At 70.0% G+C, this 18,290-nt stretch carries 18 protein-coding genes; 13 read left to right on the top strand and 5 right to left on the bottom strand.

Features of this window, described 5'->3' with window-relative positions; genetic code table 11:
* The first annotated feature begins 208 nt into the window (after positions 1–208).
* Both ETD86_RS59100 and ETD86_RS15190 read left to right on the top strand, forming a co-directional pair.
* On the top strand, positions 209–934 hold the full coding sequence (locus ETD86_RS59100) for a DUF4386 domain-containing protein (protein ID WP_138666794.1): 726 nt from the start codon (positions 209–211) through the stop codon (positions 932–934).
* A 19-nt stretch (positions 935–953) separates the two neighbouring features.
* Positions 954–2,168, top strand: coding sequence for a hypothetical protein (locus ETD86_RS15190; RefSeq protein WP_138666793.1), 1,215 nt, complete (start codon positions 954–956; stop codon positions 2,166–2,168).
* Positions 2,169–2,275: 107 nt separating this feature from the next.
* On the opposite strand, the gene ETD86_RS15185 is transcribed toward ETD86_RS15190, so the two are convergent.
* A complete protein-coding gene (locus ETD86_RS15185; RefSeq protein WP_138666792.1) occupies positions 2,276–2,836 on the bottom strand; it encodes a hypothetical protein in 561 nt (186 codons plus the stop codon).
* A gap of 61 nt (positions 2,837–2,897) precedes the next feature.
* Here ETD86_RS15185 and ETD86_RS15180 point away from each other — a divergent pair, with 61 nt between their 5' ends.
* The 5 genes from ETD86_RS15180 to ETD86_RS15160 all read left to right on the top strand — a co-directional run bounded on the left by ETD86_RS15180 (position 2,898) and on the right by ETD86_RS15160 (position 11,301).
* A complete protein-coding gene (locus ETD86_RS15180) occupies positions 2,898–3,911 on the top strand; it encodes an NADP-dependent oxidoreductase (RefSeq protein ID WP_138666791.1) in 1,014 nt (337 codons plus the stop codon).
* Positions 3,912–3,923: 12 nt separating this feature from the next.
* Entirely contained in the window at positions 3,924–4,355 is a 432-nt protein-coding gene (locus tag ETD86_RS15175) for a pyridoxamine 5'-phosphate oxidase family protein (RefSeq protein ID WP_138666790.1), read from the top strand.
* Between the two features lie 10 nt (positions 4,356–4,365).
* Positions 4,366–7,356, top strand: a complete 2,991-nt coding sequence (locus ETD86_RS15170; RefSeq protein WP_138666789.1) for an AfsR/SARP family transcriptional regulator — start codon at positions 4,366–4,368, stop codon at positions 7,354–7,356.
* A 53-nt stretch (positions 7,357–7,409) separates the two neighbouring features.
* Positions 7,410–9,962, top strand: a complete 2,553-nt coding sequence (locus ETD86_RS15165) for a polysaccharide lyase family 8 super-sandwich domain-containing protein (RefSeq protein WP_211370045.1) — start codon at positions 7,410–7,412, stop codon at positions 9,960–9,962.
* Positions 9,963–10,113: 151 nt separating this feature from the next.
* On the top strand, positions 10,114–11,301 hold the full coding sequence (locus ETD86_RS15160) for a YncE family protein (protein ID WP_138666788.1): 1,188 nt from the start codon (positions 10,114–10,116) through the stop codon (positions 11,299–11,301).
* A 55-nt stretch (positions 11,302–11,356) separates the two neighbouring features.
* On the opposite strand, the gene ETD86_RS15155 is transcribed toward ETD86_RS15160, so the two are convergent.
* Complete coding sequence (locus ETD86_RS15155; protein ID WP_138666787.1) at positions 11,357–11,995, bottom strand: TetR/AcrR family transcriptional regulator; 639 nt, start codon at positions 11,993–11,995, stop codon at positions 11,357–11,359.
* Between the two features lie 80 nt (positions 11,996–12,075).
* On the opposite strand from ETD86_RS15155, the gene ETD86_RS15150 reads away from it, so the two are divergent.
* A complete protein-coding gene (locus ETD86_RS15150; RefSeq protein ID WP_138666786.1) occupies positions 12,076–13,050 on the top strand; it encodes an aldo/keto reductase in 975 nt (324 codons plus the stop codon).
* Between the two features lie 58 nt (positions 13,051–13,108).
* Here the strand turns inward: ETD86_RS15150 and ETD86_RS15145 are convergent, their stop codons facing one another.
* Positions 13,109–13,777, bottom strand: a complete 669-nt coding sequence (locus ETD86_RS15145; protein WP_138666785.1) for an HAD family hydrolase — start codon at positions 13,775–13,777, stop codon at positions 13,109–13,111.
* Positions 13,778–13,977: 200 nt separating this feature from the next.
* Here ETD86_RS15145 and ETD86_RS59620 point away from each other — a divergent pair, with 200 nt between their 5' ends.
* Positions 13,978–15,198 carry a cytochrome P450 family protein gene (locus tag ETD86_RS59620; protein WP_138666784.1) on the top strand — a complete coding sequence of 407 codons (1,221 nt, stop codon included), beginning with the start codon at positions 13,978–13,980 and terminating at the stop codon, positions 15,196–15,198.
* Here ETD86_RS59620 and ETD86_RS60065 read toward each other — a convergent pair.
* A complete protein-coding gene (locus tag ETD86_RS60065) occupies positions 15,173–15,409 on the bottom strand; it encodes a transposase (RefSeq protein ID WP_425465635.1) in 237 nt (78 codons plus the stop codon). The two genes, ETD86_RS59620 and ETD86_RS60065, sit on opposite strands and share 26 nt — an antisense overlap.
* Before the next feature lie 455 nt (positions 15,410–15,864).
* On the opposite strand from ETD86_RS60065, the gene tnpA reads away from it, so the two are divergent.
* On the top strand, positions 15,865–16,281 hold the full coding sequence (gene tnpA, locus ETD86_RS15130; RefSeq protein ID WP_138666783.1) for an IS200/IS605 family transposase: 417 nt from the start codon (positions 15,865–15,867) through the stop codon (positions 16,279–16,281).
* A gap of 51 nt (positions 16,282–16,332) precedes the next feature.
* Here the strand turns inward: tnpA and ETD86_RS15125 are convergent, their stop codons facing one another.
* Positions 16,333–16,593 (bottom strand): hypothetical protein, encoded by a 261-nt coding sequence (locus ETD86_RS15125; RefSeq protein ID WP_138666782.1) that lies wholly within the window; start codon positions 16,591–16,593, stop codon positions 16,333–16,335.
* A gap of 98 nt (positions 16,594–16,691) precedes the next feature.
* Here ETD86_RS15125 and ETD86_RS15120 point away from each other — a divergent pair, with 98 nt between their 5' ends.
* The 3 genes from ETD86_RS15120 to ETD86_RS15110 all read left to right on the top strand — a co-directional run bounded on the left by ETD86_RS15120 (position 16,692) and on the right by ETD86_RS15110 (position 18,254).
* Entirely contained in the window at positions 16,692–17,288 is a 597-nt protein-coding gene (locus ETD86_RS15120; RefSeq protein WP_246147915.1) for a TetR family transcriptional regulator, read from the top strand.
* A 163-nt stretch (positions 17,289–17,451) separates the two neighbouring features.
* Positions 17,452–17,832, top strand: a complete 381-nt coding sequence (locus tag ETD86_RS15115; RefSeq protein WP_246147917.1) for a helix-turn-helix transcriptional regulator — start codon at positions 17,452–17,454, stop codon at positions 17,830–17,832.
* 5 nt (positions 17,833–17,837) lie between these two features.
* Complete coding sequence (locus tag ETD86_RS15110; RefSeq protein ID WP_138666780.1) at positions 17,838–18,254, top strand: VOC family protein; 417 nt, start codon at positions 17,838–17,840, stop codon at positions 18,252–18,254.
* The last annotated feature ends 36 nt before the right edge of the window (positions 18,255–18,290 follow it).

The following is an 18,290-nucleotide window of genomic DNA, read 5'->3' as shown; positions in this document are numbered from 1 at the left end:
GGATAGGGCCCGACCGCCGTGGGGTCCTCAGCTAGCAGGGCCAACACCTCGGCCACCAAGCCTCCAGCCAGTCACGTGGGCCAAGATCGTATCAGATTGGCGGCGCGGCCAGTTAAGGGATGAGTCAGAACGGGCTGTCAACAAAGGAGGCCGAAAGAACGATCCGGCTCTCGAGCCATCGGCCGGTACGGCTGCGGCCCGTGCTCCGATGAGCGGCGTCTCCCCGTTCATCACCATGAGTGAGGAAGGCGATCGTCCAGACCGGTGCCGCTCACCTCCGGAAGTCGTACCGGCCGACACGGCCAGGAGACCGAATGGCAACCCACACCCCCGAGACACCGCACCGCCCCCATGCGCGGGTCGCAGGCCTGTTGTACCTCATCAGCATCATCACCGCCGGCGTCGCCCCGGTGCACATCCTGCCCAGACTCGTCGTGCCGGGGATCCGGTCGCGACGGCGGCCAACATCACGGCGTCTCCATGGATGCTGCATCTCGCGGTCGCCGGCGATCTGGTCACGTCGTTGTGCGAGGTCGCCCTGCCGGCGCTGTTCTACGTGCTGCTCAAGCCGGTGGACAGGACGCTTGCGCTCGTCATGGCGATGTTCAGGCTGGCGTTCACCGCCATGGTGATCACCAATGTGCTCAACCTGTACGGGCCGCTACGCCTGCTCGCCGACGAGCCGTACTTGACGCCGTTGTCAGAAGCACAACGGGCCGCGCTCGCCATGCTCTCACTCGACGCGTACCACGACGGGTTCACCATCGCATTGTTGTTCTTCGCCGGCCATATCCTCCTGCTCGGCATCCTGCTGTACAGATCGCGGTACGTGCCGCGGCTCCTCGGTGTCTGGCTGGCGCTCGGTGGCTGCGCCGACATGCGCGGGGAGCCTTGGCATCGCTCGTCTGACACGCTCGGCCCCTGGCAGGGGTAGGTGTGGCAGGATGCCTCGCATGCGCCGGAGAGCGATGTGCTTAGGCCTGGCGGCGGCGCTCCTGCTGGGCGGATGCTCGCCCGCGACCGACTCCGGCACGGCGGAGCCGACTTCGACGCCGCAGGCCGAAGCCTCGCGACGGCGCTGCCACCTCGATCCGAGTTCCACGCTGCCCCCCACCCCGCCGGCGCTTCCGTCCGGGGACGGGGCGCGGCTGGTGCACTACAACGCCTACCCCTACAGCGACGGGTTCCGTGGCGTGGTCGCGCTGCCCGACGGCACCGTCTACGCCGTCGGACAGCGTGAAGAGCCTCGGGACGGCAACCCCTGCGGTCCCCGCCGCACGTGGTCGTATGCGCTGCGGTGGGACGGCACCCGCTGGCACGAGCTCCCCGAACTCGGCGAGGTGGTGGAACCGCAACAGATCGCCGCCTCCGACGACGGCGACCTGTGGGTCTTCGGCCACTGCCCCGCGACCGTGGCGAGCGGCGACCCCGACGGCTGCGCGGCCCGCTGGGACGGGACGTCGTGGAGCCCGTCCGTGCTGGACAATCCGCAGGTCGCGGGGGCCGCCGTACTCGGCAGGAACGATGTCTGGACGGCCACCTACGATGCGCTGTACCACTGGAACGGCGAGCGCTGGCAGGACCGGCGGCCACCCCTCCACATCCGCGCCCTGAATCGGGCTCCGTCCGGGCAGATGTGGATCGCGGGGGACAAGGACGGGCAGGTGACGCTGGCCCGCTGGAGCGGTCATCGCTGGGATCTGCTCCCTCGCCCGCGGATCCCCCGCCTGTACGGGTCGAAGCAGGGGGAGACGATGGTGCACGACCTCGCGGTGGGGGAGCAGGGTGAGGTGTGGGTGCTGGCCTCGATGTACTGGACCTGCGGAGAAGAGGAGACGCAGTGCACCCGCCCCGTGCTGATGAGGTGGAGCGGCGGCCAGTGGCTGGTCAAGGCCATGTCCAAGGAGTTCGTCATCGGCCAGAGAATCGTCTCCGACGGCGCCGGGGGCCTGTGGATGGTCGTCTCCCGCGGTCTGGGCCGTTTCACCGGCGGGAAGTGGAAGACGTACCCGATCACTCGGGGTCCGTTCGGCGGCCGGTCGGTGGCGGCACTCGCCCGGCGTCCCGGGGCGGCGACGTTGTGGGCGGTCGGCGAGGACCAGACGGAAGCCGAGGAAATGCCTTTCACCAACGGCATGATCTGGCGTCTGGACGCTGAGCCTGCGTGAAATGCGCAGCCCGCCGGAAAGGCCCCTGTGGACAGGAAGGGGCGGCCGCCGTGATGGGGGGCTGCTTCCTCGACGTCACCGTGTGACGGGGGCCGGCCGATGCCGGTTCATGGCCCTTCAGGACGGAGGAATGCGATGCGCGCCCTGGTCGGGACCGTCGCCATCATCTCCAGAATCTCCGGCGTGATCGCCGGGCTGTCGCCGACGTGGATGCCGCTGATGCGGCTCATCACCTGCTCGTCATCCGGGTCGACGGCCTCGAAAACACGCCGGTCGAGATCGTCGGGAAAGCTGAGACGAAAGACGCCGAGACCCTCTTCGACTTCGTACGAGTCGTTTCCGATCTTGCGATAGCCGTGCTCCGCCGGATCGCCCATCGGCCCGAAGGTGTCGGCCAGAACAGCCGTGACATTCGGCGGGGCAGGCAGCGGCAATCCGTCGATCCGCCTCGATGACGCGTTCCAGCGAAGCAACCGCTCTTGCCCGGCTCGCCATCGTGTCCAGCTGACAAGCCCGCCGTCCTCGTCGATCTGGACGGCGACCAGTTCCACCACCTCCTCTCCACTCGCCTCGATGTCCATCAACACGCTGGACCGCCGCCGGTGAACGGCGCCACCTGGGTCACTGCCGAACTCGTCCAGGGTGAACCGCACGCTGATCGTGCCCACGCGCACAACGCTACGGCCGACCCAAAGCGAACCCAAAGCGCCGGCCCGCATCGTGATGGCCATGAGCAACGAACTGATCAGCCGTGAGATCCGGCTGGCCGCCCGCCCGGTGGGCGAGCCCGGCCCCGGCACCTTCGAACTTGCCGAAACCCGCGTGCCGCAGCCGGCCGAGGGCCAGATCGTGGTCCGCAACACGTGGATGTCCGTGGACCCCTACATGCGGGAGTGGATGAAGGAGGAGGTCTCCTACGCCCAGCCGTACGAGATCGGTGCTCCGCTGGTGGGCAGCGCGCTCGGCGAGGTGGTCGCCTCCCGGGCAGAGTCCGTCCCGGTGGGGAGTGTGGTGACGCATTTCCTGGGCTGGCGGGAGTACGCGCTGCTGGACGCCGCGGACGCCACCGTGGTGGACACCACGCTCGCGCCCGCGGAGGCCTACCTCGGGCCGCTGGGCACGACCGGGCTGACCGCGTACGCCACGCTGACCCGGGTAGCCCCGGTCAGGCCCGGCGACGTGGTGTGGGTCTCGGCCGCGGCCGGCGCGGTCGGCAGCATCGCCGGGCAGGTCGCCCGCAAGCTGGGAGCCGCCAGGGTGATCGGCTCGGCCGGCGGGCCGGACAAGGTCAAGCGGATCGTCACGGGCTTCGGCTTCGACACCGGGCTCGACCACAAGGCCGGGCCGATCGCGGCGCAGCTGGCCGAGGCCGCCCCCGACGGCATCGACGTCTACGTCGACAACGTCGGCGGCGATCACCTGCGCGCCGCCATCGCGGAGCTGCGTCTCCACGGCCGGATCGGCATGGTCGGCGCGATCTCCTCCTACAACGCCACCCAGCCGGTGCCCGGCCCGGACAACCTCTTCGAGCTGGCCGCCAAGAACGCCACGCTGCGCGGGATGCTGATCAACCACCATTTCGACCTGTTCCCCGAGTGGATCGAGCGCGGGTCGGCGTGGATCGCCGACGGCTCCCTGCACTACGAGCAGACTGTCCTCGACGGGATCGAACGCGCCCCGGAGGCCTTCCTGGGCGTACTACGCGGCGCCAACACCGGCAAGATGCTCGTCCGGCTGAGCTGAGGGGAGGCTCACATGTCCACGCGCATGAGCGTCCAGGAGCGCGAGGAGTTCCTGGCCGGCACGCACATCGGTGTGCTCGGCGTGCCTGACGAGCGCGCGCCGCTGCTGGTTCCGATCTGGTACGGCTACCGGCCCGGCGGCGACATCCGGATCAGCACCTCATCGGGCACACGCAAGTTCGACCTGATCCGCACGGCCGGTTCGGTGGGCTTCGCCGTCCAGCAGGAGACGATGCCGTACAAGTACGTCTCGGTCGATGGCCCGGTCGTAGGGCACGAGCCCATCGACCCTGACGAGTATCGCGAGTGGTCGATCCGGTACCTCGGCCCCGAACAAGGGGAGCGGTTCTTCGCGGTCATCCGGGACGGGCTCGGTGAGTGGGTGACCTTCCGGATTCGCCCAGAACGGTGGCGTACGTTCGATTTCGGAAAGGAGTTCGCCTAGCGTGTGACGGGTGCGTTTCGGGGTGTTGGGTCCGCTCGCGGTCTGGACGGAGGACGGGGAGCCGGTCCGCATTCCCGAGGCCAAGATCCGAGCCCTCCTGGCCGATCTGCTGATCCAGGAGGGCCGCCCGGTCTCCGCCGACCGGCTGATCGACGATCTGTGGGACGGCGACCTGCCGCGCCATCCGGCCAACGCGCTCCAGCAGAAGGTCTCACAGCTGCGCCGGGTCCTGAACGACGCCGAACCGGGCGCACGCGACCTGGTCGGCTACGGCCCGGCCGGCTACCGGCTCACGATCGAGGCCGACGCGGTCGACGGCGGGCGGTTCGCCGTCCTGGTCTCCCGCGCGGGCCGTACGACGGACCCGCGGGCACGCTCGGCGCTGCTCGCCGACGCGCTCGCGTTGTGGCGCGGTCCGGCTCTGGCGGACTTCACCGACGCGGCCTTCGTCGCCCCCGCGATCGCGCGGCTGGAGGAGGCCCGCCTGGCCGCGCTGGAGGAACGCGCGGAGACCCGGCTGGAGCTCGGTGAGCATCGCGCACTCGTAGGAGAGCTGGGCGACCTGGCCGCCCGGCATCCGCTGCGCGAGCGTATGCAGGCGGCCTACCTGCGGGCGCTGTACGGCGCCGGCCGTCAGGCCGAGGCACTGGAGGCCTACGAGCAGGTCCGCCGCCGCCTGGCCGACGAGCTCGGCGCCGACCCCGGCCCGCCGTTGGCCGCCCTGCACGCGTCGATGTTGCGGCAGGATCCCGCGCTGACGCCGCAGACGGTACGGCTGACGCGCCCCGACCTGCCCGCACAGGTGACCACGCTCGTCGGCCGAGAGGAGGAGGTGCACCGGGTCCGCGCTGCCCTGGAGCGTTCACGGCTGGTCACCCTGACCGGAACCGGTGGCGTCGGCAAGACCCGCCTGGCCCTGGAGGTGGCCGCCACCTGGTCCGAGGACGACGGCGTCATCCTGGCGGAGCTCGCCGAGCTGCGCCGCTTCGACGAGGACGTCGTCCTGGACGCACTGGGGATCCGCGACGACGGACGGCGCCCGCTCCATGAGGTGCTGTACGGCCGGCGCCTGCTGCTGGTGCTGGACAACTGCGAGCATCTGCTCGATCAGGTCGCCGCGGTGGTGGGGCCGCTGCTGCGCGGTGTCCCCGGTCTGCGCGTGCTGGCCACCAGCCGCGAGCCGCTCCGCCTGTCCGGCGAGGCGGTGATCGTGGTGTCCCCGCTGGCGCACGGCGATGCCGTACGCCTGTTCACCGAACGTGCCGGCGAGGCCGTCGACGACGACGAGGCGGTGGCCACGATCTGCCGCCGGCTCGGCGGGATCCCGCTCGCCTTGGAACTGGCCGCTTCCCGCGTACGCGGCCTGGGCGTGCGCGAGTTGCGCGACCGGCTCGGCCTGCGGCTGCTGGGCGACGGCCCCAGGGACGCGCCCGCCCGCCAGCGCACGCTCGCCGCGGTGATCGACTGGAGCTGGGAGCTGCTGGGCCAGGCGGAGCGGGCCGTGCTGGCCAGGCTCGCCGTGCACGCCGGCGGCTGCACCCTGGAGGCGGCCGAGCGTACCTGTGCCGGGGGTGGCGTCGGTGTCTGCGACGTCATGGACATCCTGGCCCGGCTCGTCGACCGTTCCATGCTCGTGCAGGGAGACGGGCGTTACCGGCTGCTGGAGCCGATCGCCGAGTACTGCGCCGAACGGCTCAGCGACGCCGGTGAGTTGGAGACGATGCGCGAGCGGCATCGCGACTACTACACGGCGCTCGCCGTACAGGCCGGGGCTCAGCTACGCGGGCACGATCAGCATGCCTGGATCACCCGGCTGGAGGCGGAGAGCGCCAACCTCCGCGCCGCGCTCGATCACGCACGTGGGCACGGTGCGGCGGACTGCGCGCTGCGCTTGGTCAACGGGCAGGCCTGGTATTGGTTCATGACCGGAAGACTGGGCGAGGCCCGCCGCTCGATCGCTGCGGCCCTGTCGGTGCCAGGATCGTCGCCGGGGGCGCGGGCGGAGGCGCTGGCCTGGCATGCCGGCATCGGGATCTGCGCAGGCGAGGCCGGAAACCCCGAACTCGCCCTGGATGCCGTCGCCGATCCGGCCACCCGGGCACGACTGCGGTGGTTTGTCGGGTTCGCTCAAATCGGTGTGGGAGCGCAGGCTGACGGCGTCGGTCATCTCAACGAGGCGCTGCGTGAGTTCGAGGCCATGGCGGATCGCTGGGGTACGGCCGCCGTCCTGGCGGGCCTGGCCCGGTACGCCGCGATGCGCAGCGACTTCGCCGCCGCCCGGCGGAACGGCGAGCGGGCCGCCGAGCTCTTCGCCGAGCTGGGGGACCAGTGGGGGCTGCTGCAGACCGCCGAGCCCCTGGGCGTGCCGGCCGAGGCAGGCGGAGCATACGCCGAGGCGACGCGGCACTTCGCGACAGGGCTGCGCGTCGCCGAGCAGCTGGGGTTGTGGTCGGAGGTCTCCCTGATGTCCGCCCGCCTCGGCCGGATCGCCCTGCTCACCGGCGATCCAGAGCGCGCCGACGAACTGCACGAACGCGCCCGAAGGCTTGCGGTGGAGCAGTCCAACAAGTCGATGGAGGAGTTCGCCAGGATCGGCCTCGGCCTTGCCGCTCGCCGGCGGGGTGACCTGGACGAGGCGGAAAGGTACTTCCGTACCGGGCTGGAGTGGATGGGCCGCATCGGCGGCGTCGGACCGCGGGCGCTGTTGCTGGCCGAGCTCGGCTTCGTGGCCGAGCAGCGCGGAGACGCCCGTACGGCGTCCGAGCTGCACGCCCACAGCCTGGAGGCGGCCCGCGCGGACGGCGACGCCCGGGCCGAGGCCCTCGCGCTGGAAGGACTGGCCGGCGCGCGGCTGCTGCAGGGGGAGCCGGGCGAGGCGGTCCGGCTCCTGCGTACGGCCCGCGTGCTGCGCGAGCGGACCAACGCTCCGCTCCCCGAGGCCGAGCGCTTCGACGTGGACCGGATCACGGCGGCCCTGCGCGAAAATTATCGTCAAGGGTGAATGGTCGCCTGACAATAGTTGCCCAACGTGTCCTGCGCGGGCAAAGATAGATCATGTGGGGCGACCCCCACATATCCTCCAACGGCCTGGAGGCCCGCGTGCCGCACATGTCTCGTCGTCAGGTTCTCTCCCTGCTCCCCGCGGCCGGTCTGCTCGCCGTAGCCGCCCCCTCGCGTGCCGCTGCGGGGATCGATCACGCACGGCTGATCGCCAACACCGTGTCGATCTTCGCCGGGACCTCCGACGTCAACGCCCGGCCCGAGGTCGCCGCCAAGCTCGCGACGATCGTCAGGACCGCCAGGCAGCGGCTGACCGCCATGGACCAGGCAGGCGCCGATGAGTTGTTCTCCGGCCTGAGGCTCGGCACCGACGACGTCAACCTGCGACTGGCGTACCAATACCTGTTCGAGATCGCGCTCGCGACCCGTACCCCGGGCGGCGAGCTCGACGACGACACCGCCGTCCAGCGACGGGTCGTCGACGGTCTGCAGTGGTTGCACGAGCGCCATTTCGGCGACCAGTCGACGGGCTACTACGGCAACTGGCACAACTGGGAGATCGGCATCCCCACCCACGTCAGCAGGACGCTGGCCCTGCTGGCCGACCGGGTGCGGGCAGAGCGGCCCGACCTGACGGCGGCGTACATCACCTCGATGGACGCCTTCCTGCGCAACGGCAAGAACGGCGACGTCGACCTCGACTCCCGCTTCCACACGGGGGCGAACCTGGCCGACATCACCGCCAACCGGATCCTGCAGGGCGCGCTGACCGGCGACGACGCCCGCGTCGGCAAGGCCATCTCCGACCAGGCCACCGTCTTCGCCACGATCGACCCGTACAACCTCCAGCACGGGAACACCGACGGTCACTACCGCGACGGTTCCTTCATCCAGCACCACTCGGTCGCCTACACAGGCTCCTACGGGAAGGCCCTGCTCACCCGCGTCGTGCAGACGCTCAAGACGCTCGAGGGCGCCACGAGCGGCGGCGCCTCCGACCTGGCCGGCGTGGTGCACCGCTGGATCGCCGACGGCTTCGCCCCGCTGATCTTCGAGGGGTGGATGATGGAGATCGTCAAGGGGCGGGCGGTCTCGCGTACCACCACCGGCTACGCCGACGTCGGGGTGATCGTGGAGGCCATCGCCGACCTGGCCGACCACGTCGAGGGCGACGGCGCGCTCGCCCTGAAGAAGTACGCCAAGTTCCTGCCGGCCGCCGACACGGCCGCCTTCGTCTCGCCGATCAGCATCGCCCGCTACGCGGCCATCCGCGCCGACTCCGCCATCCCGGCCGCCGACCTGAACCCGTCCGAGCGTTCCGTGGCGTTCAACGCCATGGACAGGAACGTCCACCGGCGCCCCGGCTACGCCTTCGCCCTGGCCCGGAGTTCGGACCGGATCAGCAAGTACGAGTACATGAACGGTGAGAACCTCATGCCCTGGTTCCAGGGCGACGGCGCCTACTACCTCTACCTCGCGGGCGAGGACCAGCGCGAGGTCTTCGGTGTCGACTACTACACGGCCGTCTCGCCGTACCGGCTGGCCGGCGTCACCGCGCCGGTGGAGGAGCGGCGGACGGTGCCCGATTTGTACGGCCGGTTCTGGTACGAGAACCCGGGTCATCCGCTGAACTTCACCTCGTCCTCGGAGTCCCAGAACACCTACGTGTACTTCCCCCGCGCGGGGAACACCTTCTCCGGCGGCGCGACGCTCGGCGCGTACGGCGCGGCCGGCATGGTCCAGTCCGACGACGCCGCCTACACCGCCAAACAGGCGGGCCTCCTGCCCGACGACTTCGTCGCCTATCGGAACGCCCGCGCGACCAAGTCCTGGTTCATGCTCGACGACGAGATCGTGGTGCTGGCCGCCGGCGTCACCGGCCAGGGCGGCCGCGCCGCGGTCACCACCGTGGACAGCCGCATCGCCGCTCCCGGCGACACGGTCGCGCTCACCGGCGAGGCCTGGGACGGCCGGGCCTGGCAGGCGGGCGACACCACGCCCCCGCGCTGGCTTCGGTACGCCAACGGCACCCGCAGTACCGCGATCGGCTACGCCTTCCTCACCCGGCAGACCGTCGCGGCCGGGTTGGAGACGGTGACCCGCAGCCGCAGAGTCGTCCGGACGGCCAATCCCGACACCAGCGTGACCAAGAACGTCTTCACCGCCTCGGTCGCCCATCCCGCCACCGGCGACCTCACCGCCCTCGCGTACGCCCTGGTCCCGCACGCGACCGAGACCCGCCTGCGCGGGTATACGAACGGGCCGCTGACCGTCCTGGCCAACGACCGGCACGTGCAGGCGATCAAGCACAAGACCCTCGGGATCGTCGCCTGCAACGTCTTCGCCGATGGCCCGCGCCATGCCGAGCGCCTGCTCATCGACGGCCCCGCCTCCGTCATCGTCCAGTCTGCCGGCGGGCGTACGGTCGTCGCCCTGTCCGACCCCACGATGAAACGCGACCGCGTCACCGTCGTCCTTTCCGGCGCCGCACTCAGGCTCGACGCGGCCGACGAAGGGGTGACGGTACGGCGCGTGCCGGGCGGCACCCTGGTCCAGGCGACGACCCGCCACGCCCACGGCCGCACCTTCACGGCCACCCTGCGCTGAACCGGCCCGGGGGCCCGCCGTCGGACGAGCGGGCCCCCGGGCCCTCATCAGCACACCCGGGGAGCGAGGATCCTGGCGAAGGCCACCGCGGTGGCTCACGGGGTGAGCTGAGCCATGGGAACCTGCCGGCCGTCGCGGCGGTAGACAAGGCATGGACCCGACTCGACGCCGGCTGCTCACCGGCGCGCTCGCCACGACGGCCCTGGCCGCCTGCGCACCCGCACCACGAGCCACCGCTCCGCGGCCCAGCGCCTCGCCGCGGTCCGCGGGCAGGCTGTTGGCCGCCACGTCGTCCGGCCTGGCGGTGGCCGACCTGGCCACCGGGCGGGTCACCGCGTACGCCGGCGCGCTGGCCACCCCTGACGCGAGCCGCCTGTACTACGTGACCGGCCGGCGCCTGCACACGATCACGCCCGGTTCGGCCGAGCCGTCGGAGTCCTGGCCGGTAGGGGAGGGCGGGCACGTCAAGGCGGCCTCCGGCCTGTCGGCCGTCCTCGGCCCGCCGCCCGGGCCACGCCGGAACACGACGCTGACCTTCGCCGGCGCGCGCGGGGTGCGGGAGGTGAGCCTGCCGGGCAACGTGGAGCCCGAGGCGTTCTCCTCCGACGGCACGGTGATGTACTTCCTGGACCACCTGCCGCCCGGCGCACCCGATCATTACCGGGTGCGCATGTACGACATGGCCGCCCGTGAGACCCTTCCACTGCTCACACGGGACAAGCAGCCGGTCCCGCAGGGCAAGGAGGAGGAGATGCGCGGGCAGGCCCGCCAGTCGGTCTACGGGCAGCGCACGCTGTTCACCCTCTACACCCACCAGCCCGACCACCTGCACACACGTGATCTGGTGTCCGGGCGGGACGGGTCGCCCGGTGTGCACGCCTTCGTCCATGTGCTGAAGCTCGATGAGCGGTGGGCGTACTGCCTGGACCTGCCTGCGCCGTTCGGGGTGGGCCCGGCGGCCGGGCACGCGCTGGCGCTGACCGGCGATCATCTGTACGTCTTCGACGCCACCTCCGGACAACTGGCGCGGGCGAGCGTGACGGAACTGTCCGTCGTCAAGACGGCCGCGCTGGGCGCCGGGCCGGGCGGCGAGGCGTTCGCCGTGGCAGCCGGCGAGCGGCTGTACCTCGCGGTGGGGCGACGGCTGCTGGCGCTGGACGGGGCCGATCTGACGACGGTGGCCGACCGGCCGCTGCCGGACGCCGCGAAGGGCGTGACCACGCTGGGCGATCGAGTGCTGGTGGGCGCGGGGGAGCGGGTGCTCGAGGTGGACGGGAGCGGCACGCGGGTGCTGGCCACCGTGCCGGGATTGACCGCGGTACGCCACGCCGCCGCCTGAGCGACCGAGTATGGGGAGGTCGAGGCCCCGGACCGTGCCGGTGTGGTGGGACCGGTCAGGACGGCATGGACCGATCCCGGAGCCGTACGAGATGGCCGGAGATGTGGTCGCGGGCGGCGGTGACGGCGCGGGCGGCGTGGCCGTCGGCGTCCTGCGGCGGGCGCGCTCCCTTCAGGAGCAGGACCGCGTACCCGTGCGTGGTGGACAGGTGGACGTAGACGAAGTCGGCGATCTCGGCCCAGGAGGTGTCATCGGGCAGAACGGCCGAGGCCAGGTCCATGAGGGTGTCCGTGAGCCGGCGGCTCTGCTCCTGGACGGCCAGGTGGTGAGGGCCGGTGAAGTCGTGCGCGTAGACGAGGTCGATGCCCGCGCGATGGTCCAGGACGTAGCGGGTGTAGGCGCCCGCGGTGGCCGCGAGCCGGTCGACCGGGTCGGGCCCCGCCTCCTCGGCCGCCTCGGCGAGCAGGCCGGTGATCTCGGCGATGATGCCGGCCGCGCAGGCGGCGAGAAGGGCTTCCCGATCGGGGAAATGCCGGTACGGCGCCGCCGACGACACTCCCGCGCGGATGGCGACCTTGGCCACGGAGAAGCCCGCGACACCCGTCTCCGCCAGCAGCGCGATGCCTTCACGGACCAACTCGGCACGCAGGTCGCCGTGGTGGTAGCCGCGCCGCTGCGTCGTGGATCTGCTCACGCCGAACGATTCTCCCTCCTTCTCAATGTTAGAGTACTCTTACTTATGTAAGAGACTACTAACATCAGAAAGAGCGCACCATGCAGCAGCGAAACCTCGGGCAGCAGGGCTTGACGGCGTCGGCGGTGGGATACGGCGCGATGGGGATCTCCCTGGCGTACGGGCCGTCGGACGAGAAGGAGGGCATCGCGACCATCCGCCGGGCACACGAGCTGGGAGTGACGTTCTTCGACACGGCCGAGCTCTACGGGCAGGGCGAGAACGAGCGGATCGTCGGGGCGGCGCTCGCCCCGGTGCGGGACGAGGTCGTCATCGCCACCAAGTTCGGCTTCGACTTCACCGGCACCCGGCCGGGCGGTGTCGACAGCCGTCCCGAGCACATCCGCGAAGTCGTCGACAACAGCCTGCGCTACCTCGGCGTCGACGTCATCGACGTGCTCTACCAGCACCGAGTCGACCCCGGCGTGCCCATCGAGGACGTGGCCGGGACGGTCAAGGAGTTCATCGACGCGGGCAAGGTCCGCTACTTCGGCCTCAGCGAGGCGGGCGCCAACACCATCCGCCGCGCGCACGCCGTACAGCCCGTCTCGGTCCTGCAGACCGAATACTCCCTGTTCGAGCGGGACGTCGAGAGCCTTCTCCCCGTCCTTCGCGAGCTCGGGATCGGGTTCGTCGCCTACTCGCCGCTCGGCCGGGGCTTCCTCACCGGCCAGGCCAAGCCCGCCGCCGAGTACGACTCCACCGACATGCGCACGTGGGACGCCCGCTTCCAGCCCGGCAACTACGAGAAGAACCTCGAGGCCACCCGCCGGCTCGCCGACCTGGCCGCCACCAAGGACGCGACCGTCGCCCAGCTCGCCCTGGCCTGGCTGCTCGCCCAGGGCGACGACATCGTCCCCATCCCCGGCACCCGCAATCCCGAGCGCCTGGAGGAGAACGTCGCCGCCGCCGACCTCATCCTCACCGGCACCGACCTCGAGCGCATCGCCGACATCCTCCCGACCGGCGGCTTCGGCGCCCGCTACCCGGAGGGCATGCTCCCCACCTGGGACTGACCCGCCCGGGCACTCGAGCACTCACTGGAGGGGAGCGGCTTCATTCTCCTCGAACGCCTCATTCCCCTCGAACTTCACGGGCCGACTCGAGGGCCACCACGGCGTCGACCAGCTCAGGAAACGCGTCGATGAACGCATCGACATGGTGAGCGGCGAAGTCGTCGCGCTGTCTGACGCCGCTCTGCAGGCAGGCGACGAAGCGCACGCCGGCCCCATTGGCCGCCTGCGCGTCGCCCGGCGAATCCCCCACGTACACGCATTCGTCCGGCCGCAGCCCGGTAGCCGTGAGGAGGCCGTCGAAGACGCGGGGATCAGGCTTGCTGAAGCTCGTGTTCCCGCCGTGATAGGCGGCGGCGAGCCGGGCGGCGAGCACGTGATCCGGGGCGAGCAGATGCGCCATCTCGGCTTCGGTACGCGACGTCAGCAGCATGAGGCGGCGTCCCGCCAGGGCGAGCTCATCGAGCGCTCTGAGGTTCTCCGGCACGATGACATCCAGCCGGCCGGCCTCGACATACTCGCGGAGCACGACGTGGTAGGCGGCTGCGAAGTTCTCCAGGTCCACACCGGGGGAGCGCTCGGCCATCGCGTCGAACAAGGGGCGGCCCCACGTCGACAGGTGCACGGCCCGAGACATCGGCTCACGACCGATGCGCGCCAGCACCTCGTTCTCCAGCTCGAAACACACCGCCTCGGTGAGGCAGAGCGTGTCGTCCACATCAATCACCACAACGCCGATCACATCGGACCAAGGTAGTGGGATTCGTTCACGGTACGAAGCCGCGTCGAGGCGCAGCTCGGCCGGAGGCGGGAGAGCGAACGCAAGGTAACCGTCACGTTACTGATCACTGCGTCATGTTGTTTCTAGATCACAACGGATATTTGATGAGCTTGCTGATCACTTACCGACTTCCTCCCTAAGGATGTCAAATGACCACAAACCTCCCCGCCTTCCCCGCCGTGGGCGAAAGCCCGCTCGACACCTGCCTCCGGCTTCGGGAGATCGCTCCCGTGGTCGAGGTGGAATTCCCTGGGGGCGTGCCCGCCTACCTGGCACTGACCCACAGGGCCGTGCGGGAGATCCTCGCCGGGGACCACAAGACCTTCCTCAGGGATCCCCAGCACTGGCCGGCGCTGTACGACGGATCGATCCCCGAGGACTGGCCGTTACGCGCCATCATTCAGGGCGGTCATCTGGCCACCGTGGACGGCGGCGACCACAAGCGGCTGCGCGGCCTGGTCGGCAAGGCGTTCACACCGGCCCGGGTGCAGGCCCTGGAGCCGCGGATCCAGCAGATCATCGATGGCTTGCTGGATGACGTGGTGGCCGCCGGCGACGGCGTCGACCTGGTTCCCGCCTTCACCGAGGCGGTGCCGATGTGGGTGATCTGCGAGTTGTTCGGCGTGCCCGCCGAGGACCGGCTCCGGCTGCGGAACTGGACCTCCACGCTGCTGGCGCACACCACTCCGCCGGAAGTGGCGTTCGCCACGCAGAACGACCTCCAGGCCTTCCTGCACGACCTGGTGGAGCGCAAGCAGCGGGAGCCGGGTGACGACCTCACCTCCGGCCTGGTTCAGGCCCGCGACGAGGGCGACAAGCTCACCACCGACGAACTGGTCGGCGTACTGTGGCTCATGCTCGTCGCCGGCCACGAGACCACCGTCCACCTGCTCGGATACGCGATCGTGGCGCTGGCGCAGAATCCCGGCCAGCTCCAGCTGGCCAAGGCCGAGGACCGGTGGGCCGACGTGGTCGAGGAGACCCTGCGCTACCGCCACTCGGTGATGATGACCAGCTTCCGTTTCACGGCGCAGGACGTGACGATCGCCGGGGTGCACATCCCCAAAGGCAACGCGGTGGGGGTGGTCTACCAGGCGAGTGGCGTCGATCCCGCGGAGCACGGCCAGAACGCGAACCAGTTCGACCTCACCCGCGAGCAGACGGGACACCTCGGCTTCGGCCACGGCCCGCGGTACTGCATCGGGGCGCCGCTGGCCCGGCTGGAGAGCCGGCTGGCTCTCGCCTCGCTGTACCGGCGACTGCCGGAGTTCAGCCTCGCGATCGACCCCGACGACATCCCGTACTCCCCGTCGTTCTTCACGATCGGCCCGCTGTCCCTGCCGGTCAACCTCGGCACCGCCCAGCCCTGACCCGCGATCGTCGTGGCCCGGCAGCCCACGGCCCTTTCTCCTTACGTGACAGGGCTTTGTGCGCCCGCTTGAGTTTCTTCTCCGCTCGGCGCAGGAACCGCGGGCTGTCGATCTTCCGTCCGCCCGACAGCACCGCGAAATGCGTCAGGCCCAGGTCGATCCCGGTCTCGGCCTCGGTCGCGGGCAAGGGGGTTTCGGCTGCTTGGACCACAAACGAGGCGAAATACCTGCCGGCGGCATCTTTGACCACGGTGACGGAAGAGGGCTCGGACGGCAGGTTCCGTGACCAGCGCACCGCCACATCACCGATCTTCGGCAGCCGCAACTTGCCGGCCCGGTGATGGCGAACCGGGCGTTGCGGGTGAAGCGGATCGCCTGCCGGTTGTCCTCGCGGGACCGGAAACGCGGCTGCCCCAGCTTGGGCCCCTTGCGGGTCTGGGCCAGGCAAGCGAAGAAGTTCCGGAACGCCGCGCAGGCGTCGGCCAGTGCCTGCTGGAGGGCCACCGCCGACACCTCGCCCAGCCAGGAGCGTTGCGGTGTCTGTTTCGCCTGGGTGATCACCACGCGGGACAGTTCCGCGTCGGTGATGAACGGCAAGCCCTGCTCATGGCCGGGTCGATCCGGAAGGAGTACCGCAACTGCACACGATCATCCTACAGTTGGGTTATGGCCGAGTACAGCGATATCAGGACGGGTAGACATTGTGTTTTCGCGCTGCATGCGCATTTGGTTTTCGTTACGAAGTTCCGCCATCGCGTGTTCACCGGCGAGCACCTCACCCGACTGCAAGAGATCATGAGATCCGTGTGCACCGACTTCGAAACCGAGCTGCGCGAGTTCAACGGCGAAGACAATCACGTCCACCTGCTGGTCACCTTCCCACCGAAGGTGGCCCTGTCCAAGCTGGTCAACAGCCTCAAGGGCGTGTCCTCGCGCCGGATGCGTCAGGAGTTCCCCGAACTGGCCCGCCACTACTACCGGGCGAACAAGCTGTGGTCGGGCTCCTACTTCGCTGGATCGGTGGGCGGTGCTCCGATTGATGTTCTGCGCCAGTACATCGAGCAGCAAAACCGGCCCGTCTGAGCTGCGAGATCAGCTGTTTCGCCTGGCGGCGAAACAGCTGATCTCGCCCCGCTACGCGGGCTGGTCGGCTTCACCCCCGGCGTGAACTGAAGGCCGGAGCACTGCCGACGATTCCGGTAGCGCGGGAGCGCCTTCCACACGGAGGCTGCCCTCGTGGAGCACTTCGTTCGGGGTTTTGCTGCCACTCATCAGCTCCCGGATGGGATGGCCGGCCAGCCGTTCGATGATGAGGTCGAGGGGCGGGGTGCGGGGGCCGATGCCGACCGTGAGTGCGCCGTCGGTGACCTGGAGGCGGAGCGTAAAGTCGCCCATGCGGACCTTGTAACCGACGGTGACTCCTAGGCGCGTACACACGGGATCCGAGCACTTCTGATGGTGCACCCCCAAATAGGCGTACACCATCATTTTGGATGGGGCAGAATGACGCCATGAGCGGCGGCGGGCTACGCGAACGCAAGAAGGCCATGACGAGGGAGACGATCCTGCGCGAAGCGTTCCGGCTCTTTCGTGAGCGCGGCTACAACGCCACCACCACCGAGCAGATCGCCGAGGCCGCCGAGATCTCCCCCGCCACCTTCTTCCGCTATTTCCCCACGAAGGAAGACCTGGTGACGCTCGATCGTTTCCCGCCGCTCATCGAGGCTCTCCAGGCCCAGCCACCAGGTCCACCGGTCGCCGTCCTGCGCGGCGCGTTCCGTGCGGCGTTCGCCTCCCTGACCGCCGAAGAGATCGCCGCGGGGCACGCGCGAGAGGTGTTCGCGGCGGCCGTGCCCGAGCTCGTGGCGGCCAACCTGCGCAAGAGCCCCGGCTTCCTCCGTGAGGTCCGCGCGATCCTGGCGGGCAAGGCCGGCTGTGGCGTGGACGACGCCCGGATACGGAACGTCCTGGGCGCCGTCTTCGGGATCGTGGCCATGGCCTGGCTGCAGTGGGCGCAAGACCCCGGCATGGACGGCCCCGCTGAGATCGATGGGGCGCTGGCACATCTGGAGTCCGGCCTGAGCTTGTAGGGCCGCCGCTCCGACAGTGCTGCCGCAGCAGCCGACGGGCCGTGCCTTCGGCGCTCCGCGTTCTCGAGCAGCCAGGCCGTGACTGCCGTGGCGCCCGGCGCCATGGGATGCTGGTCGTGTGACGTTGGAGGACCTGGTCCGGCTGCGCCGGGCCCGTGACCTGATGGACCGCGACTACGCGAAGCCGCTCGACGTGCCGGCGCTGGCGCGGGTCGCCCTCATGTCGCCGGGCCATTTCTCCCGCAGCTTTCGCGCTGCCTTCGGGGAGACGCCGTACAGCTACCTCATGACGCGCCGGATCGAGCGGGCCAAGGCGCTGCTGCGGCGGGGGGACCTGACGGTGACGGAGGTCTGCTTCGCGGTCGGCTGTACGTCGCTGGGGTCGTTCAGCACGCGGTTCACCGAGCTGGTCGGCGAGAGCCCCAGCTCATACCGGGCCCGCAGCCATGACGAGGGCGCCGCCATCCCGGCCTGCATGGCCAAGATCTACACGCGACCGGTCAGGAATGGAGAAGCCAAGTACGATCCCCCGCCCCTAGCGTGAAACGTATGGACATCAAGCTTTCACAGTGCTTCATCGCCGTCGACGACCACGACAAGGCGCTCGCCTTCTACCGGGACGTTCTCGGCTTGGAGGTGCGCAACGACGTCGGGTTCGAGGGGATGCGTTGGGTGACCGTCGGGCCGCCGTCGCAGCCCGATGTGAACATCGTCCTCGAACCGCCTCTCGCGGACCCGAACGCGTCACCCGCCGACAGGCAGGCCATGGCGGAACTGCTGGCGAAGGGCCTGCTGCGCGGTGTCATCTTCGAGACCGACGACTGCGACGCCACCTTCGAACGCATCCGCGCCGCCGGTGGTGAGGTGCTGCAGGAGCCGATCGACCAGCCGTACGGCGTCCGCGATTGCGCCTTCCGCGATCCCTCCGGCAACATGCTGCGCTTCAACCAGCCTCGCAAGCAGTGAGCTCTGGTCCCACGAACCGTGCGCTCCCCTGGCGGA

The organism is Nonomuraea turkmeniaca (assembly GCF_005889735.1).
GTDB classification, from domain to species: domain Bacteria; phylum Actinomycetota; class Actinomycetes; order Streptosporangiales; family Streptosporangiaceae; genus Nonomuraea; species Nonomuraea turkmeniaca.
Note: the sequence above shows the minus strand (reverse complement) of the source record. Positions and strands in the feature narration are given on the sequence as shown.

Bases quoted from the DNA above. Each gene is read 5' to 3' on its own strand.
- ETD86_RS15120 (WP_246147915.1), top strand. From the start codon at position 16,692: ATGGGGCAGAATGACGCCATGAGCGGCGGCGGGCTACGCGAACGCAAG.
- ETD86_RS15125 (WP_138666782.1), bottom strand. From the start codon at position 16,593: ATGGGCGACTTTACGCTCCGCCTCCAGGTCACCGACGGCGCACTCACG.
- ETD86_RS15160 (WP_138666788.1), top strand. From the start codon at position 10,114: ATGGACCCGACTCGACGCCGGCTGCTCACCGGCGCGCTCGCCACGACG.
- ETD86_RS15110 (WP_138666780.1), top strand. From the start codon at position 17,838: ATGGACATCAAGCTTTCACAGTGCTTCATCGCCGTCGACGACCACGAC.
- ETD86_RS15175 (WP_138666790.1), top strand. From the start codon at position 3,924: ATGTCCACGCGCATGAGCGTCCAGGAGCGCGAGGAGTTCCTGGCCGGC.
- ETD86_RS59620 (WP_138666784.1), top strand. From the start codon at position 13,978: ATGACCACAAACCTCCCCGCCTTCCCCGCCGTGGGCGAAAGCCCGCTC.
- tnpA (WP_138666783.1), top strand. From the start codon at position 15,865: ATGGCCGAGTACAGCGATATCAGGACGGGTAGACATTGTGTTTTCGCG.
- ETD86_RS15190 (WP_138666793.1), top strand. From the start codon at position 954: ATGCGCCGGAGAGCGATGTGCTTAGGCCTGGCGGCGGCGCTCCTGCTG.
- ETD86_RS15115 (WP_246147917.1), top strand. From the start codon at position 17,452: ATGGACCGCGACTACGCGAAGCCGCTCGACGTGCCGGCGCTGGCGCGG.
- ETD86_RS15180 (WP_138666791.1), top strand. From the start codon at position 2,898: ATGAGCAACGAACTGATCAGCCGTGAGATCCGGCTGGCCGCCCGCCCG.
- ETD86_RS59100 (WP_138666794.1), top strand. From the start codon at position 209: ATGAGCGGCGTCTCCCCGTTCATCACCATGAGTGAGGAAGGCGATCGT.
- ETD86_RS15165 (WP_211370045.1), top strand. From the start codon at position 7,410: ATGTGGGGCGACCCCCACATATCCTCCAACGGCCTGGAGGCCCGCGTG.
- ETD86_RS15150 (WP_138666786.1), top strand. From the start codon at position 12,076: ATGCAGCAGCGAAACCTCGGGCAGCAGGGCTTGACGGCGTCGGCGGTG.